This is a genomic window from Streptosporangium sp. NPDC000509, from assembly GCF_042898365.1.
GTDB lineage: Bacteria > Actinomycetota > Actinomycetes > Streptosporangiales > Streptosporangiaceae > Streptosporangium.
This window is the reverse complement of record NZ_JBIAYX010000019.1, coordinates 148,454-166,219: the sequence shown is the minus strand read 5'-3', so window position 1 is coordinate 166,219 and position 17,766 is coordinate 148,454. Positions and strand designations below refer to the sequence as shown.

Annotated in this window: 14 protein-coding genes; 11 read left to right on the top strand and 3 right to left on the bottom strand. The window is 68.5% G+C overall.

Annotation, left to right across the window (positions count from 1 at the left end):
- Positions 1-104 precede the first annotated feature (104 nt).
- The gene (locus tag ACFY3D_RS31590; RefSeq protein ID WP_389986169.1) at positions 105-692 is read right to left on the bottom strand and encodes a helix-turn-helix domain-containing protein; all 588 of its coding nucleotides are present in this window, start codon (positions 690-692) and stop codon (positions 105-107) included.
- An 80-nt stretch (positions 693-772) separates the two neighbouring features.
- Between ACFY3D_RS31590 and ACFY3D_RS31585 the strand changes: the two genes are divergently transcribed.
- Positions 773-1,837 (top strand): alpha/beta fold hydrolase, encoded by a 1,065-nt coding sequence (locus ACFY3D_RS31585; protein WP_389986166.1) that lies wholly within the window; start codon positions 773-775, stop codon positions 1,835-1,837.
- Between the two features lie 80 nt (positions 1,838-1,917).
- Positions 1,918-2,208, top strand: a complete 291-nt coding sequence (locus ACFY3D_RS31580; RefSeq protein ID WP_389986162.1) for a hypothetical protein — start codon at positions 1,918-1,920, stop codon at positions 2,206-2,208.
- Between the two features lie 79 nt (positions 2,209-2,287).
- On the opposite strand, the gene speB is transcribed toward ACFY3D_RS31580, so the two are convergent.
- Complete coding sequence (gene speB / locus ACFY3D_RS31575; RefSeq protein WP_389986159.1) at positions 2,288-3,271, bottom strand: agmatinase; 984 nt, start codon at positions 3,269-3,271, stop codon at positions 2,288-2,290.
- 186 nt (positions 3,272-3,457) lie between these two features.
- On the opposite strand from speB, the gene ACFY3D_RS31570 reads away from it, so the two are divergent.
- Positions 3,458-4,501 (top strand): serine hydrolase domain-containing protein, encoded by a 1,044-nt coding sequence (locus ACFY3D_RS31570; RefSeq protein ID WP_389986156.1) that lies wholly within the window; start codon positions 3,458-3,460, stop codon positions 4,499-4,501.
- Positions 4,498-5,685 carry a M20 family metallopeptidase gene (locus ACFY3D_RS31565; RefSeq protein ID WP_389986153.1) on the top strand — a complete coding sequence of 396 codons (1,188 nt, stop codon included), beginning with the start codon at positions 4,498-4,500 and terminating at the stop codon, positions 5,683-5,685. Before ACFY3D_RS31570 ends, ACFY3D_RS31565 begins: the two co-directional genes overlap by 4 nt.
- Here ACFY3D_RS31565 and ACFY3D_RS31560 read toward each other — a convergent pair.
- The gene (locus tag ACFY3D_RS31560) at positions 5,661-6,506 is read right to left on the bottom strand and encodes a M55 family metallopeptidase (protein ID WP_389986150.1); all 846 of its coding nucleotides are present in this window, start codon (positions 6,504-6,506) and stop codon (positions 5,661-5,663) included. The genes ACFY3D_RS31565 and ACFY3D_RS31560 overlap by 25 nt on opposite strands.
- Before the next feature lie 114 nt (positions 6,507-6,620).
- Here ACFY3D_RS31560 and ACFY3D_RS31555 point away from each other — a divergent pair, with 114 nt between their 5' ends.
- From ACFY3D_RS31555 to ACFY3D_RS31525, 7 genes are all read left to right on the top strand, one after another.
- On the top strand, positions 6,621-8,249 hold the full coding sequence (locus ACFY3D_RS31555) for a PucR family transcriptional regulator (protein ID WP_389986147.1): 1,629 nt from the start codon (positions 6,621-6,623) through the stop codon (positions 8,247-8,249).
- Between the two features lie 152 nt (positions 8,250-8,401).
- Positions 8,402-9,967: an ABC transporter substrate-binding protein gene (locus tag ACFY3D_RS31550; protein WP_389986144.1), complete on the top strand. Its 1,566-nt coding sequence runs from the start codon at positions 8,402-8,404 to the stop codon at positions 9,965-9,967.
- On the top strand, positions 9,964-10,992 hold the full coding sequence (locus tag ACFY3D_RS31545) for an ABC transporter permease (RefSeq protein WP_389986141.1): 1,029 nt from the start codon (positions 9,964-9,966) through the stop codon (positions 10,990-10,992). Before ACFY3D_RS31550 ends, ACFY3D_RS31545 begins: the two co-directional genes overlap by 4 nt.
- Positions 10,992-12,866: a dipeptide/oligopeptide/nickel ABC transporter permease/ATP-binding protein gene (locus ACFY3D_RS31540; RefSeq protein ID WP_389986138.1), complete on the top strand. Its 1,875-nt coding sequence runs from the start codon at positions 10,992-10,994 to the stop codon at positions 12,864-12,866. The genes ACFY3D_RS31545 and ACFY3D_RS31540 overlap by 1 nt, the downstream gene beginning before the upstream one ends.
- Complete coding sequence (locus ACFY3D_RS31535) at positions 12,863-13,663, top strand: ABC transporter ATP-binding protein (protein WP_389986135.1); 801 nt, start codon at positions 12,863-12,865, stop codon at positions 13,661-13,663. Before ACFY3D_RS31540 ends, ACFY3D_RS31535 begins: the two co-directional genes overlap by 4 nt.
- A 215-nt stretch (positions 13,664-13,878) precedes the next feature.
- On the top strand, positions 13,879-16,974 hold the full coding sequence (locus ACFY3D_RS31530) for a serine hydrolase (protein WP_389986132.1): 3,096 nt from the start codon (positions 13,879-13,881) through the stop codon (positions 16,972-16,974).
- Positions 16,971-17,765 (top strand): GNAT family N-acetyltransferase, encoded by a 795-nt coding sequence (locus tag ACFY3D_RS31525; protein WP_389986129.1) that lies wholly within the window; start codon positions 16,971-16,973, stop codon positions 17,763-17,765. The genes ACFY3D_RS31530 and ACFY3D_RS31525 overlap by 4 nt, the downstream gene beginning before the upstream one ends.
- The last annotated feature ends 1 nt before the right edge of the window (position 17,766 follow it).

Sequence of the window (17,766 nt, the reverse complement as noted above, 5' to 3'; positions counted from 1 at the left end):
ACGGCGAGCCGGGCTGCGCCTGGCAAGGATGCTAAGGATGCTGTCGCTGGTCGCGCCACCCTCGGCCCGGCTTGGGTGAAATGTTTGCTCCAGAGCCGGTTCGTTCAGGTGGGCGATGTCAGGGAGGGCGATAGGTGGGCGCGTTCGCCTTGGGCGCCGAAGAGCGTGAGCAGTTCCGCGGCCTGAGAGTCGGCGCTGCCGATCTGGTGCGGGATACGGGTGTCGAACTCTGCGGCTTCGCCGGGGCCTAGCTGGTATTCCTGGTCACCGAGGACGAGCCTGACATATCCGTTGAGTACGTAGAACCATTCGTACCCCTCGTGGGTCTGCAGTGTCGTCGTAGCCGATTTCCCGGCCGGTGGATAGATCACTTTGTAGGCCTGGATGCCTCCGGGACGTCTGGTCAGCGGCACGACGGTGAAGCCGGATCGCCGTACTGGCCGCAGGTGGATACGTGGATCGCCGGTGGGCGGGGCCGCGACCAGTTCGTCGAGCGAGACGCCGTGCGCCCGCGCCAGCGGCAGCAGTTGCTCCAGTGTCGGGCGCAGTTTCCCGTTCTCGAGACGCGACAGCGTGCTTGCGGTCAGGCCGGTCTCTGCCGCCAAGGCGGCCAGCGAGATGTTCCGGGCCTGGCGTAGTGCGTGCAGGCGCGGGCCGACGCCCGCAAGGACGTCGTGCGACGTGACGTTCATGAACCCATGATGCGGATCCGCAACGTTTCTCGCAAATAGGCAACGCTGCTGGTCATGCTGGTAGCGGAGGTAAGTAACCAATGCTCACATCAGCAGCAACTTCGAGACCAGCAACACGGTGGTCGCGCACCGTCGCAGCCGTCACGGCCGCGCTCGTCCTGACGACAGCTTGCACGACCACCGGCGGCAGGGCGCAGAACACGACATCGCAGCAAGCGAGCGCCACCATCGCGGCAGGTTACGACGCGGCCACCCGGGATGACGCCCAGTTCAACCGTCAATTCAAGCACGAGACAGCCGACGTCGACGGCGTGAAGATGCACTATGTCACCGGCGGCACCGGCGAGCCGCTCGTCCTCCTGCACGGCTGGCCCCAGTCGTGGTACTCGTGGCGCGAGATCATGCCGGCGCTCGCCGAGAAATACACCGTGTATGCGCTTGATCTGCCGGGACTCGGCGACAGCGAGGGGGCGCCGTCCAGTTACGACAAGGCCACCCTGGCCCGCTACGTCCACCGGCTGCTCGCCGGCAAGCTGGGGCTGAACAAGATCAAGCTGGTCGGGCATGATCTCGGCGCCGGTGTGGCGTTCCAGTACGCCACACAGTTCCCGGACGAGGTCGTCGAGTACGCCCACCTCGACTATCCGATGCCCGGCCCCGCCCTCAGCGCGGACGCCTACCGGCAGGCGAGCTGGCACATGTCATTCCACAACCAGGAGGGGTTCCCCGAGCTGCTGGTCGACGACGACGTCCGTGACTACCTGTCTCTTTTCTACGGATATGTTGCCTATGGTGGGACCAGCTTCGGCGGGCCGGGCGCGAAGGCTCCCTTCACCGCACAACAGATTGACGAATACGCCCGCACATACCAGCACCCGCAGGTCCTGACCGGTGGGTTTGAGCTTTACCGCACCCTGGACCAGGACGAACGGGACAACAAGGCCGCGAAGCCGATCACCATGCCGACGATGCTGCTGACAGCCGAAGGCACGCTCGACTTCACCCGCTCGACGGTCCAGCCCCTCATGTCCAACATCACCCGCGCTGTCGAGGTGCCCAAGGCCGGGCACTGGCTGATCAAGGAGAACCCAGAATTCGTCACCACCGAGCTGGTGAAATTCTTCGCGAGGGGGGCGGGCCGATAACCGATACACTCAATGCCGAGTCGTTCTGGGAACAGCACCACCGCGCCCGGCGCGGCGGCGGCACCGGGCACCCCAACCCGGTGTTGGAAGAGACAGCCGAGACATTGCATCCCGGCGATGCCCTCGACCTGGGATGTGGCGCCAGCGGCGACACCATCTGGCTTGCCCGACATGGCTGGCAGGTCACCGCTGGCGAACCAGGTCATCGAAACCTGGACCGATCTGACCCAGCCAGCACCCCGGCCGCCCGGCCGCGGCGCCCTGCCGCCGTCGCAGCGATGGGTGCTGTGAAGTATCGGATCAGCTCGGCCCGGTTGATCTCCGGGAAGTCCCGAAGCCGCGCCGGTTCCTCCGCCGAGAACACGTCCTGAGTCGCCACAAACCCACCACCTGAGCATCGACCGTCGCCAAACGGGACGGGACGCTACGGCCAGGCAGTGAGTCCGATGACTACCTTCCCCGGGCAACCATGGCCAGGAGGTCGAACGTGAGGCCGGCGGCGGCCAGCGCGGTGATCTGAGCGTGGTCGTAGGCGGGTGAGACCTCGACGACATCCGCACCGACGATGTCGAGGTCCGCGAGGGAGTACAGCAGCAGCTGAAGCTCCCGGGTGCTCAGCCCGCCGGGCTCAGGGGTGCCGGTCGCGGGCGCATGGGCGGGATCGAGCACGTCGATGTCGATGCTGATGTAGACCGGCCGATCAGCCACTCTCTCCCGGAGCCGGTCGGCGGCGTGCTCGATGCCGCGCCGCGCGACGTCGAGTGTGGAGATCGTCGCGAATCCCAGCTCCCTGTCGTCCTCCAGATCCTTGGCGGCCGGGGTTGTGTGGCGAATGCCCACATGGGCGCAGTGGTTCACCGCCAGCAGTCGCTCCTCGGTGGCCCGGCGGAACGGAGTGCCGTGAGTGAGCCGCGCACCGAACATGTTGTCCCAGGTGTCGAGATGGGCGTCGAAGTGGATGAGTGCCACGGGGCCGTGGTGCCGATGGGCGGCTCGCAGCATCGGGAGGGCGACGGTGTGGTCGCCGCCCAGAGTGATGATCCGGTCAGCACTTCGATAGAGCCGCTGAGCGGCCGACTCGATCTGACTCACCGCCTCGGCGATGTCGAAGGGAGTCACGCCGACGTCACCGGCGTCGGCGATCTGCAACCTCGACCACGGCTCGATCTCGAGCCCGAGGTGGTAGGGCCTCAGGAGTTTGGAGCCGGCGCGAATGGCCTCCGGGCCGAATCGTGCGCCTGGCCGGTAGGTGGTACCGGCATCGAACGGCACGCCGAAGATCGCGACGTCGGCCCGGGAGACCTCGTCGAGCCGCGGCAGGCGGGCGAACGTGGATGGCCCCGCGAAACGCGGGAGCTGCCTGAGGGAATCGGGCGGTCCGACGATCCCTGTGTCGCCGGGCTCCGCGAGCCCGTCCTTCTCAACGCTCGACAACGCGATTCTCCCTCCAAGGTGACCGGCCCCGTCTTCTGGGCCTCACAGTAGTCAGAGCTCTCTCCCGGGCATTCGGTCGATCGCACGAGGGATTCGCGCCGCTTCCGGCCTTCGGCACAATGCGCCGATACCTGATGAGGACAATCATGCGAAGGTCGGCATAACACCCACGAGTGAGGATTCCGCTTGCCTGAGAATGCATCGGATGCGTATGCATCCTCGATTCCAGACCTGCTCGGCGCCTTGGACGGAGAGCGCCGGCGATTGGGCATCCCGGGTGCCGTCGTCCACGTGAGCGGTCCGTCGTACGGCAGTTGGACCCGTGCGCTCGGCGTCTGCGACCTGGCCACCGGGGTGCGGCTCACCGCCGACAGCCGTATGAGGATCGGGAGCCTCACGAAGACCATCGTGGCGCTGATCGTCCTACGCCTGGCGGAAGCCGGAGACCTCTCCTTGGACGATGAGATACAGGCCCATCTGGCAGAGCCGCAGATCCCGCGAGGAGTCACCGTTCGCCGTCTCCTCGACATGACCTCGGGCCTGCCCGACTACACCTCGGAGGAGTTCGTCGCCGGTCTGCTCCTCGAGCCCGACCGGCTCTGGGCTCCCTCCGAGCTGCTCGAAGTCGCCCTGCGGAACCCGCAGCAGTTCGAGCCCGGCACCTCCTGGGCGTACTGCAACGCCGGCTACATCATGCTGGGAATGCTCATCGAGCACGTAACCGGCGCACGAGTCGAGGACGTCGCGCGCCGGCTGGTCTTCGACCCCCTCGGCATGCGGGAGACCGAGCTCCCGCCGCTGACGCACGACGCCGCCGCCCTGCCGGATCCTCGGCTGCGTGGGTACCACCGCCGGGACGGCGAACTCGTCGACGCGACGCGCGTCAACCCGTCCTGGGCGTGGACCGCCGGTAACGCGGTGTCCACCGTGGGCGACTTGAGACTGCTCATCGAGGCATCGGTGCGCGGCGACCTCCTCCAGGAGCAGACCCGGCGTGAACACATGCGCACCCACCCGGTGCCCGACAGCACCTTCACCTACGGCCTCGGCATCGCGAACTTCGACGGCATGTGGGGCCACAACGGCGAACTGCCCGGATTCCAATCGTTCGCCGGCCACGATCCGGCGACCGCGATGACCGTCGTCGTCCTCACCAACCTCGACGACCACTCCGCGGACCTGCTCGCCGCGTTCCTGCGCACCCGGCTCGCGAACGCTGCCGGCTCATGAGGAAAAAGCCGACACCCGAGGATTCCACCGGGCCGGAGGTGTCCGGGAACCTGGCGCTCCTGCTCGAGGATCTGAGCAGACTCGTTCGTACCGAGTCGCCGTCGACGGACCTGGACGCGGTCGGCCGCTCCGCGCGGGTGGTCGCGGACTTGGTTCATGAGCGCCTGGGGCGTCGGCCAGAGATCCTGTGCGTCGGCGGAGTCGACCATGTCCTGCTGCGCGGGGCCGATCCGAAGGTCATGCTCCTCGGGCACCACGACACCGTCTGGCCGCTCGGCACGTTGGACGAGCTGCCCTACACCGAAACCGCCGGCGTCGTCAGTGGCCCGGGCTGCTTCGACATGAAACTCGGCCTCGTCCAGGCGATCCACGCTCTCGCGTGGCTGCGGCGATGCCGTGGCACCGGCGTCCTCGACCAGGTGACCCTTCTCATCACGGGCGATGAGGAGCTGGGGTCCACGACATCACGGGCACTGATCGAGCAGGAAGCAGGCCGCTGCCGGGCAGCCCTCGTGCTGGAGGCGGCCGGCCCGGGCGGCGCACTGAAGACGGGGCGCAAAGGCGTGTCCCTCTACCGGATCGAAGTGCTCGGTCGTGCCGCGCACAGCGGTCTCGATCCGGAGAAGGGCGTGAACGCGACCATCGCGATCGCCGAGGTGGTGCTGGCGATCGCCCAGCTCGCTGACCCGGCGGCCGGTACGACCGTCACCCCGACGGTGATGAGCGCGGGCACGACGCCCAACACCGTGCCCGCGACGGCCACTGTGGCTGTCGACGTCCGGGCCGGCACCGCCGAGGAGCAGCACCGCGTGGACCGGGCGATCCGCGAGGTCACGCCGGTTCTCGTCCCGGCGGAGATCCGGGTGCGGGGCGGAATCAACCGGCCGCCCATGGAACGGAGCGCGGCGGCGGCGCTGTTCGGCCAGGCGCAACGAATCGCACGCCGCCTCGGCCATCCTCCGCTGGAGGAGATGACGGTCGGTGGCGCATCGGACGGGAACTTCACCGCGGGTATGGGAGTGCCCACCCTGGACGGGCTCGGTGCCGTCGGCGGCGGCGCCCACGCCCGCGACGAGCACGCGGAGATCGCGTGGATCCTCCCGCGTACGCGACTGCTCACCACCCTCATCGAGGAAATCACAGGTAGGAGCGCCGGGCCTCAACGGCGGGTGGAGATCACCTGACGCGCGCGCTCGCTGCTCACCGCGAGTTCGTACAGGACTGTGATGAATCCGAGGAGATCCGCCGACGCCGTGAGGACTGCCGACACCGTCCGGTCGGCCGTCCGGGCGCAGCCGGGGATGCAGGCGGCGAGCTCGGCGGCCACCGGCGAAGGCAGGTCGACCTCGACCTCGAACGACGGGGGCGGCGGCGGACAGCTCAGTGCCGACGCGCGGGCCACGGCATCGGCGGCCCCTTCCCGCACCAGGTTCCTCGCCACGCTCGGCGCGACGGAGTCCGTGGCCGAGAATCCATGTGTCTTCTTCACGGTCACGATCGTGGCCTCGGGGAAGATCTCGGTCGCGATCGCGCCGATGACGTCATCCCCGGTGACCAGGCCCACCGGGACACCGAGCGATGCCGCGTACAGGGCATTGACCTCGGCCTCCGACACCGGTGATCCGTTGACTCTGACCTCACCGAAGTAGGCGGAGAAGGTGTGCGCCAAGAGCCCGGGCGTACCGGCCGGCGCGTGGTAGCCCACGAAGAGCGCCACGGCGCAGTCCTCGGTCAGGCCCTCGGCCATGCACTGGGCCTTGGGATGCCCGAAGACCAGCCGTGCCCTCGGGTCGAGGCGCTCGTGGATCAGGTTGTCCATCGTCCCGTGGGAGTCGTTCACGAGCACACTCGTCGCTCCGCCGTCGAAGGCGCCCGCGATCGCGGCATTGGCCTCCTCGGTCATGAGCTCCTGGGCTCGTGGGTAGCCGTACCCGCCGCGCGCGATCTGGTCGAGGGTCGCGATGCCGGCGACGCCCTCCATGTCGACGGAGATGTACGCCTTCATCGCTGAGCTGCTCCTTCGTCGGTGCCACGCGTCACTCCCATTGTTGTCGAGGCTTTCGCGCCAACACTGGGTCGATCAACCGAATCAAATCGGACACAGATGTACGATCACACAATGCAAGGCGGTACGAGCAGTCCAGCGGACCTGGGGCGGGTGGTCGAGCGGCTCGGCTCGACGCTGCTGACCATCAAGGCGGGGCCACGTCAGCCGGCTCGTGCCGTGACGACCGTCATCCTTCACGATCCTCTGGACCAACCCGACGTCCCGCCGGACGCAGTGGTGCTGGGAGTCGGCGTGGCGGCTGACGACAGCTTGGTCACCCTGGTCAGAGCGCTGGGCGAAGCCGGGGCCACGGCTCTCGTGGTCCGGGAGCCGCTGGCCGTCGACGAGGAGGTCGCCCGCGAGGCGGAGCGCGGCAAGGTGTCCGTCTTCGGCCTGGTGCAGGGCGCATCGTGGATCCAGGTGGCGACGTTGCTGAGCGGCGCTCTGCATCTCGGTGCCGATGGGGCGCCCGCTGTCGGCGGCGATGCGGACCGAGACCTGTTCGCCCTGGCGAACTCGCTGTCGGCTCTCCTCGATGCCCCGGTCACCATCGAGGATCTGTCGTCGCGGGTGGTCGCCTTCTCGGCTGACCAGGCCGGCGCCGACGAGCCGCGCCGCCTGACGATCCTCGGCCTCCAGGTGCCGCAGATCTACAGCGAATACCAGAGAGAACAGGGCATGTTCCGCCGCGTGTACGCCTCGGAGCGGCCGGTGTTCATGCAGAACCCCGCCCCTGGCACCCGTCCTCGGGCGGCGATGAGGGTCCAGGCGGGCAATGAGCTTCTCGGCTCCATCTGGGCCGCCGTGGCAGGGCCGCTCACCCCCGAGCGGGAGGTCGCCATGATCGAGGCAGCACGGGTGATCGCGCTCGAGATGCTGCGTGCCCGCGTCAGCGCCGATGCCTCCCAACGACTCGGAGTGGCCCTGCTGTCCATGCTCCTTGAGGGAGGGACCGGCGCGCGCGAAGCCGCGCAGCAGCTGGCCTTCGGTTCGTCGCCGGCCTGCGTCCTGGTCCTGGGGCCGCTGCAGTCCGACGACGAGGTCCGCACGGCGGCCGACATCCAGCGAACGGCCTCCGCATTTCGGACGCACCTCAGGCCCACCTATCCGCGGGCCATCGTCGCCCAACTCGGTGGCGCGGTCTACGCCGTCGTCCCCGTGCGTGCCGCGGCCGCCCCGGTGCTGGCCGCCATGAAGGACCTGGCCGCCGAGTTCATCGCCCGTCTGGACACCACCACCGGGTTCTGCGCCGGACTCGGCGGCATCGTCGAGGACGTCAGCGAACTCGGCTCATCCCGGCGCGATGCCGATGCCGCGATGCGGGTGCTGAGCTCCAATCCGCGCGCGGGCAGACGGGTCGCGTCACTGGCGGACGTGGCGATCGAGTTCCTCCTGCTCCGCCTCGGCGACCTGATGGCAGCCGACCGCGTCGAACTGACCGGCCCGCTCGCCGACCTGGAGGACTACGACACCGAACACGACACCCAGCTGGTGCCGACACTCCAGAGCTGGCTCGAGCACTTCGGGGACGTCGCCGCCGCGGCACGAGCCGTCCACGTGCACAAGAACACGTTCCGATACCGGCTCGGCCGGATCGAGACGATCGGCGGCGTGGATCTGGCCGACCCCGACGAACGATTCGCTCTGATGCTGCAACTCCGCCTCGGCCCCGGTCGGCGATCGCCGCGGCCACCCGCGTAGCGACCGGGACCGCATCAGCCGGTCCCGGGTTGGTCGATCGTCCAAGGTCCGCGCACGCAGATCAGGCGGACGTACGATGCGCCTCTCCGACCAGGCGGTGAGTCTTGGTGTTCAACGTCACACCCCGACTCGGACCTTAAGGCGGGCCTGCCATGAATCGACGCGCCGCTGCTTTCGCAGCCCTCCTCATCGCTCTGCCGGCTCTTGCGGCTTGCGGCGGCTCGGGCTCGGGCTCGGCCTCGGACAGGGGCCAGGCGGGCTTCGCGACGGACGGCACGTTCGCCGTCGCGATCGACTCCGACCCGGGCGACCTGAATCCGCTCGTCACCAACCTCGTCAACGCGCAGATCGTCGGAATGTACTCCTACGACACGCTGCTCTCCCTCGACCCCGAGACGGCCAAGCCCGCGCCCTTCCTGGCGAAGAGCTGGACCGAAAGCCCGACCAAGATCACCTACACCCTGAACGACGCCATCACCTGCGCCGACGGCACGCCGTTCACCGCGCAGACCGCCGCTGACAACCTCAACTGGATCGCCGACCCCGCCAACAAGTCGCCTCGCCTGGAATCCGTCGTGCCGGCGGATGCCAAGGCGAGCGCGAAGGGGAACGTTCTCACCGTCACCACCTCCAAGCCGCGGCCCTTCATGCTGTACGACATCGGCGCGCAGCAGCTGGTGTGCGAGCGCGGCCTGAAGGACCCCAAGAGCCTCTCCGCGGGGAGCGACGGCACCGGCCCGTTCGCCATCGATCGCGTCGTGGCCGGAGACTCGATCACGATGACCCGCCGAGAGGGCTACACGTGGGGCCCCAAGAACAGCACCTCGAACACGCCGGGGATGCCGAAGACCGTGACGGCCAAGATCGTGCCGAGCCCGTCGACCAGAGCGAACCTGCTGCTGTCCGGTCAACTCAACGCGGCCATGGTGAGCGGCAAGGACGAGGAACGCCTCGCCGCTCTCACGTCGCAGCCGACGCCGGCCATGTCCGGAATGATCGTCTACAACCACCATCAAGGTCTCCCGACCGCTGAGGCCGCCGTACGGCGCGCACTGACCCAGGCGATCGACCTCGACACCCTCACGAAGATTCTGACCGGCGGCAAGGGCGAACGGGCGAAATCGCTGCTCTCCGAAAACCCGAGCCTGTGCGCCTACGACACCGTCCAGGGCAACCTGCCTTCCCACGACCCGAACGCCGCCGGCCAGGCCCTGCGCGCGGTGGGCAAGCCGGTCGACATCACACTTGTCTACGACAACTCCACGGACACGGGCAGCGCCGCCGCGGAATACGTCGCGAAGCAGTGGGAGACCGCCGGCGCCGCCGTGAAACTCGACGGTGGTGACGAGAACTACGTCATCAGCCGGACCTTCGCGGCCAAAGACCCGTCGGGCTGGACGGCATCGCTGGGGCTCAACCTCCAGACGGGCACACCGGCCATCTTCCCGCAGTACCTCTCCGGACCTGCCGTCCCTGCGGGGACGAACTTCGCCTCCATCGACAACAAGGACTACAACCGCAGCGTCGCCGCGGCCGCCGGCCGGACCGGTGACGATGCCTGCAAGGCCTGGGCCGAGGCGGAGAAGACCCTGATGACAAGCGCTGACCTCATACCGGTGTCCGTCACGCCGTACAAGATGTACTTCAACGGCGCGACGACGCTCTACCCGCCCGTCGGCGGGCAGCTGCCCGGCTCCGCGATCCGCGTGCTGAAGTGACCACGGAACCGACCGTCACCCTGCTGACGGGAACCGGGGCGGGACCGGATTCCGCGACCGGAACGTTCCGGGGCAGAGGTGGGCGGCTGGGGGCCTTCATCGTGCGGCGGCTGGTGCGGCTCGCGTATTCGGTGGTCACCCTGGTGACCGTCGTCTTCCTGATGGTCCGGCTGGTCCCAGGAGACCCGGTCCGCAATGCCCTCGGAATCAACGCGACGGCCGCGGTCGTGGAGGCACGACGCGAAAGCCTGGGACTGAACGACCCGCTGTGGACGCAGTACCTGAACTTCTGGAAGGGGCTGCTCACGTGGGATCTCGGAGACTCTTTCTCCCTTCACCTGCCGGTGACCACGATCATCGAGCAGCGCCTGCCGGCGACCCTGGAACTCGCGTTCCTGTCGCTGGCGCTGGTGCTCCTGGTGTCGATCCCGCTCGGCATCGTCGTCGCCGCGCTCACCCGAGGCGGCCGCAGACCCACCGTCGACCTGGCCTACACCTCGGCGAGCGGCCTGTTCGCCGTCATCCCCGAGTTCCTCATGGGAGTCGCTCTGGTGTACTTCTTCGCCGTTCAGAGCCACCTGCTGCCCGTGGCGGGCCGAACCGATCCGAGCTCGTACGTGCTGCCCGTCCTGTCACTGTCGATCGCGGTCGCCGCGGGCGTCTCGAGAATCGTCCGGGTCGAGGCGCTCACCGTGTTCGAGCAGGACTACATCCGGACGGCGCGGGCGAAGCGCATGTCGAGGTGGCGCCTGTACTTCCGCCACGCTCTGCCGAACCTGGTGACCTCCTCGCTCACCGTCGCCGGAATCGTGCTCGGCTCCCTCGTCGCGGGCACGGTGCTGATCGAGACCATCTTTTCGTGGCCCGGACTCGGGCTCACGATCGTGGACGCGGTGCGGAGCAAGGACTTTCCGCTCGCGCAGGGGATCGTCATCGTCTACGGCTTGATCGTCCTCGTTTCCAACCTCTTGATCGACATCGTCCTGGTCTGCCTTGACCCGCGTTCAGCGCTGAAGGACACGTGATGGCAGTGACAAGCATGTCCTCTCCCGACTCCGCGCTGGCGGGGCCGGCCGCCGCGACCGCGGTGGGCGAGCCGATGCCCATGGCGGTCTCGTCTCGCCGCAGGTTCCTGACCGTCCTGCGTTCTCCCCTCGGCATCGGCGCGCTGGCCGCCCTGATGGTGGTCGTGTTCTTCGCGGTGTTCGGACCGGTGCTGTGGGGCGAGGCCGCGCGGCAGGCCGATCTGACCCAACTGTCCGCGAAGCCCAGCGCGGACCACCTCCTCGGCACCGACGCGGGTGGCCGGGACGTTCTCGCGCGGGTGCTGACCGCGACCCGGCTCTCGATCGTCACCGCCGTCCTGTCGGCCGCCCTCGGCGTGTCCGTCGGTGTGGTCATCGGCCTGCTGCCGACGATCGCGCCCCGGCGGCTGGGGCGGTTGGTCAACAGCGCCATCGGCGTGGCACTCGCCTTTCCGGCTCTCCTGCTCGCCATCGTCGTGTCGATCACCCTCGGTGTGGGCGCCACCAGTGTCACACTGGCGATCGGCCTGGCCATGGCGCCGTCCTACGCCCGGCTCACTCAGACCCTCGGTGCGTCGGTGACCGGGCGCGACTTCGTGGCCGCCGCTCGCATCCTCGGCGTCAGCCGAGCGCGGATCCTGGTACGGCACGTCCTGCCCAACGTGCGAGACCCGCTCATCGTCAACGCCAGCATCGGCGCCGGCACCGCGCTGGTCGCGGCGACGGGGTTGTCCTTCCTGGGCCTCGGCGTACAGGCGCCGGACTACGACTGGGGCCGCATGCTCAACGAGAGCATGGGAGCCATCTATGTGAACCCCGCTCCATCTCTGGGGCTGGGCGCCGCCATCGTGTTCGCCGGCGTGACGTTCGCGCTCGCCGGTGAGGTGCTCGCCCGGACATTCGGGCTGCACCGGCCCTCCGGCCGCCGCCGTCGGCGGCCGACCACCGGCTCGACGGCGGCATCACCGGTCCCGCAGGTCGCGGCCGACCCCGTGCTCAGGGTACGCGGCCTGCGCGTGGAGGCGCCCCGGGGGGACGGATGGGTGACGCCGGTTCGTGGCGTCAGCTTCGACATCGGTCGCGGGGAGATCGTCGGCATCGTCGGTGAGTCGGGCTCAGGGAAGTCGCTGACCTGCATGGCGGTCGCGTCACTCCTGGAAGAGCCACTTCGCGTGACGGCGTCATCGGTCCGGTTCGAGGACACGGAACTTGTCGTCAGGGGCAAGGTGCCCGGGGGAGCGCGGTCCAGGTCGCTGGCCCGCCAGCTGGGTACGCGACTGGCGTTCGTCTTCCAGGATCCCTCGACCTCGCTCAACCCCGCCCTTCATGTCGGTACGCAGGTCGCGGAGGTCGGTCTCCTGCATGGCGGCCTCAGCCGACGCGCGGCACGTCAGCGTGCGGTCGACCGGCTGGCCGCGGTGCGGCTCTCCGACCCGGCTCGCCGTGCTCGCCAGTATCCCCACGAGTTCTCGGGTGGCATGCGGCAACGGGCCACGATCGCGATGGGGCTCATGGGCGAACCGGCGCTGGTCATAGCCGACGAGCCGACGACGGCCCTCGACGTCACGGTGCAGCGGGAGGTCCTGGCGCTCTTGCGGACGGTGAACCGTGAGCATGGGACGGCCGTCATGTTCGTCTCACACGACATTTCGCTGGTCGCGTCGTTCTGCACGCGCGTCCTGGTCATGTACCGAGGAGCCATCGTGGAGAGCCTGAGCACCGAGGATCTCGCGAGCGGACGCGCGGAGCATCCCTATACCCGGGCGCTGGTGGCGGCGGTGCCGCACATGGACGCGGTCCCGGGCACCGAGTTCGCCACGATCACCGAGGATGCCGAGTTTCCCCTCGATGCCGTAAGGGAGGGGTCGGCGTGAGCGACCTCGCCTTTGAGAACGTGGGAGTCAGGTACGGGAGCGGACCCGCCGCCCACCAGGCGGTCCGTGGGGTGAGTCTCCACGTGCCGAGCGGCCGGACGGTCGGGCTGGTGGGTGAGTCAGGTTCGGGCAAGTCGACGCTGGCTCGTGCCGTCGTCGGCCTGCACGAGGCTCATACGGGCCGCATCCTGGTCGATGGCACCGATGTCGTCGGTGCCCGGGGGAGTGCCGCGTCCGTTCGCCGCACCGTGCAAATGGTTTTCCAGGACGCCAACTCCTGCCTGAACCCGAGGATGTCCATCGGCGCCTCGATCGAGGAGGCGCTTGCCGTACGTGGACGATCCGCGCGACGCGATCGCGCTCACCGGCGCGGCGAGGTGGCCGCGCTTCTCGAGATGGTCGAGCTCGACCCGGCCCGTGCCGGTGATCTGCCCATGCAGTTGTCGGGGGGTCAACGTCAACGCGTCGCGATCGCGCGGGCGCTTGCCGCCGAGCCCCGGGTGCTGCTCGCTGACGAGATCACTTCAGCGCTGGATGTCTCGGTGCAGGGAACCGTGCTGAATCTGCTGATGCGTGTCCAGCGGGACCTCGATCTGACGGTTCTCTTCATCAGCCACAACCTCGCTGTGGTCAGGCAGTTGTGCGACGACGTCGCGGTCATGAAGGACGGGCAGGTCATCGAGGTCGGATCGGCGACCGAGGTGATCGACGACCCCGAACATCCCTACACACGTGAGCTGGTCCGTGCCGTCCCCCGGATCGGCACTCCTCTCTTCGGCAAAGGAACCACTCTATGAACTCTCGCCCGTTCAGTCTCGATGACGTCCCTCAGGTCGTCACCGTTCCCGAGACTGCGATCACGGCGGATGGAAGAACGGTCGTCTTCACGCGGCGCCAGGCGGCAGACCACCGCACGGAGACCTCGCTGTGGGCGGTTTCCCCCGGCTCTCAGCCACAGCCGCTGACCCACGGGCCGACGGATCGAGCACCTCGCATCGTCCCAACGGGGATCATGTTCCTGCGCGATGTCGACGGATTCCCGCAGTTGCATCTCCTGCCGCACCTGGGTGAGCCGACGCGGTTGACCGAGCTGCCGCTGGGGGCCGGGGCCGCGGCCGTCAGCCGGGACGGTCGCCGGGTCGCGTTCTCCGCACCAGTGAACCGCGCGCCCGGCGGCGCCGCTGCGCCCATCGTCCTCGACACGCTCGACCAGAAGGCGGACGGGATCGGCTGGATCGGCAGTGTCCGCCGCCAGATCTTCGTGATGGACCTGGGATCCCGGCAGATCAGACAGGTCACCGACGGCGACTACGACGCGGACGGCCCGGCATGGTCGCCCGACGGCGACCGTCTCGCATTCACGGCCTCCATGGCCCACCGCGCGGACGTCGAGCTCGAACGCCGCGCCTACGCGGTCGAGGTCGACGACCCGCTCGCTCCGGTGCAGGTGCTCGGACAGGCCACAGGAGTGACCGGTCCGGTCATGTGGGCTCGCGACGGCGCGTCGCTGCTCGCCGTGGGATCACCCGCGATGGTGGCAGGCCACGCCCGGCTTCTCCGGCTGTACGGCGACGGCAGGCCCGACACCGACATCACGGCTGGGCTGGACCGCAATGTGCTGCCGGGCGCGACGGGCTACCCAGGTGGTCACCCGGCGCAAAGCCACGACGGCAGCGAGATCGTCTTCTGCCTGCGTGACCGTGGCTGGACCCATCTGTACGGGGTCGGTCCGGATGGCGGAGAGGGCAGGCCGATCGTCGCGGAGCCGCATCAGGTCGTCTCCGCGCTCTCGGTGGCCGCTCAGGCACCCCGTGCCGCGATCGTCCTGACCACTCCCGAGTCGTTCGCCGAGGTCGCGATCGTCGACCTCGTCACCGGCGAAGTCGAGGCCCTCACCTCGCTGATGGAAGAGAGCCTCCCCGGGGTCCAGCTCTGTCGACCGGAGCCACGAGAGTTCACGATCAGCGATGGCGTCGTCGTCCACGGGTGGCTGATGGCGGCACCGGACACGACCGGAACCGCTCCGCTCCTGCTCGACATCCACGGTGGGCCGCACAACGCCTGGGCCGGTGTGGCCGACGAGATCCATCTGTACCAACAGCTCCTCGCCGCACGCGGGTGGCGTGTCCTCACGCTCAACCCCCGTGGATCCGACGGGTACGGCGAGGAGTTCTACCGAGCCGTCGACGGCGGCTGGGGACGAGCTGATCTGGCGGACTTCATCGAGCCGATCGACCAGTTGATCGCCGAGGGGATCGCCGACCCCGAGCGACTCGCCGTCGCCGGCTACAGCTACGGCGGCGTCGCGACCTGTGCCCTCACCGCTCACACCGACAGGTTCGCGGCCGCGGTGGCCGGCGGCCTGATCTGCGACTTCGCCTCCATCGCCGGTCAGCGACTGCTGCCGGAAGGCTTCTTCGCCTCGGCGACCGCAGGTGCCGCGCCGACAGACGTGGTCCGGCTCATCGAGAGCTCTCCGATCGCACGCGTCGAGCAGGTGAAGACACCCACGCTGGTGCTGCACGGCGAGAACGACAACACCTGCCCGATCGAACAGGCGCAGCAGTGGTTCTCGGCACTGCGGATCCAGGGGGTGCCGACTCGCCTGGTGGTCTATCCAGGAGGCAGCCACCTCTTCATCGCCGACGGCGAGGTCGATCACCGCGTCGACTACCACGCCCGGGTCGTGCAATGGGTCGAGCTGCACACCCGCGCCGCCGCACGGCCGGCCGCGCTGTCGCCGGCCCCACGTGGGGAGCACTACTGGCGCCGCCGTCTGGACCTCCTCCGAGAACGGCACGGAGTCGTCGGGGCGCAACTCGGCATCGTGCAGCTCGATCGGAGCGGAACGGTCTTCGACCGCATCACGGTCAGCTCCGGGGTCCTGAACGTCTCGACCCGGGAACCCGTCATCGACGACGCCCTCTTTCAGATCGGGTCGATCACGAAGGTCTGGACGACGATGCTCGTCATGCAGCTCGTCGACGAGGGGCTGCTCGATCTCGACACTCCCGTGCGCGAAATCCTGCCGGACTTCAGGCTGGCCGATGACGAGTCGCCCTCGGTGACGGTACGGGCGTTGCTCAACCACACCAGCGGCATCGACGGGGACGTCTTCACCGACACCGGGAGGGGAGACGACTGCGTTGCGCGGTACGTGGAGCACCTCGCCGCCGTCTCCCACATCCACCCGCTCGGCGAGAGGTTCTCCTACTGCAATGCCGGCTTCGTCGTCGCGGGCCGCATCGTCGAGGTGCTCCGCGACATGACGTGGGACGAGGCGCTGCTCCACTATTTGATCAAGCCGATGGGCCTGCGGCACACCATCACCCTGAGCGAGGACGCACCCAGGTTCGCCACCGCGACCGGCCACGTCGGCTTCGGCGACGGGTCGGCCCCGGTGCCCCAGTGGTCGATCACCCGATCCATGGGACCCGCGGGCCTGATCGTGGCGAGCGTCGGCGACCTGCTGACGTTCGCGGAGATGTCACTGCGCGGAGGGGTGACCCGGGAAGGCGTTCGTCTGCTGTCAGCCGACAGCGCTCGCCTGATGACCATCGAGCATGTCGATCTGAGACAGAGCGTCGCCACCTTCCAAGGCTGGGGACTGGGCTGGTTCCTCGAGGACTGGCGGGGAACCTTCGTATACGGCCATAACGGCGGCACGATCGGCCAACATTCATACCTGCGCTTGATCCCCGGTACGAACTACGCGGTGGCGCTGCTGACCAGCGGTGGTCAACCGGATGGTCTCTTCTACGAGCTGTTCGCGGACGTCACGTCGTCGATCGACGGCAGTCTGCCCCCGGTCGGGGTCCGGGCCGACATGACACGTCCGCCCGAACCGCTGGAGGGCGCCTGGGAGTGCGCCGGCTATCGCGCGGAGGTGGCCCCCGACGCGGACGGTCTCAGACTGACACTGTGGGAGCGGCAGGGGCATCTGCGCGACGGCACGGCAGCAGAGCCGGAGTTCGTCGCGCTGCATGCCTCGAACATCCCGGGCGTCTACGCTTACACCACCGCTGAGCTCGCGGGGGAGAAGCAGTTCCGGCCCGTCGCCGGCGGCGTCTACAACGGACACCGCTTCCTGCGGCAGGAGAGCTCATGACGGCCCAGGCGCCGAGCTCGACCTCCATGGAGTTGCGGCTGCTTCACCGCCCGGAGGAGATGTCTGCCGCCTCCGAGCTCGTGGCGCAGATCTGGAAGGTCCAGAACACCCAGTCGCATGTCAGCCCGGAGCTCCTCACGGCGTTCGCGCACGCGGGCAACTACGTCGCCGGTGGTTTCCGCGGCCATGAGCTCATGGCGGTCTGCGTCGGGTTCTTCTACCCGCCCCGGGAGAATGCCCTGCACTCCCACATCACCGGCGTGCGACCGGACGCGGCGGGCACAGGATGGGGCAGAGCCCTCAAGCACCACCAGCGCGACTGGTGCCTGGCCCGCGGTGTCACCCGCGTGACGTGGACCTATGACCCCCTGGTGGCCCGGAACGCGTACTTCAACCTCCACAAGCTCGGCTGTGAGGTCGAGGTCTACCTGCCCGACTTCTACGGACCGATGGGTGACGGGCTCAACCAGGGCCAGCACAGCGACCGGATCATGGTGGCCTGGCACATCGGGCAGGCCACGACACCCTCACGAGCCGAGAAGGAGCACGGCCCCGCCGTACTGAGGTCCGTGGACCGGCGACCCCAGCTCGACCTCGGCCGGGCGGAGTCGCTGACCCGATGCACCGTGGAGATCCCCTCGGACATCGAGGCTCTACGGCGCCACGAACCCGAACTCGCGATCTCGTGGCGGCTCGCGCTGCGACGGGCGCTGGGCGGACTGCTGGAAGAAGGCTGGGTCGTCGTCGACTTCGACCGCCGGGGTCACTACCGCCTCACAAGGAGCACCTGAG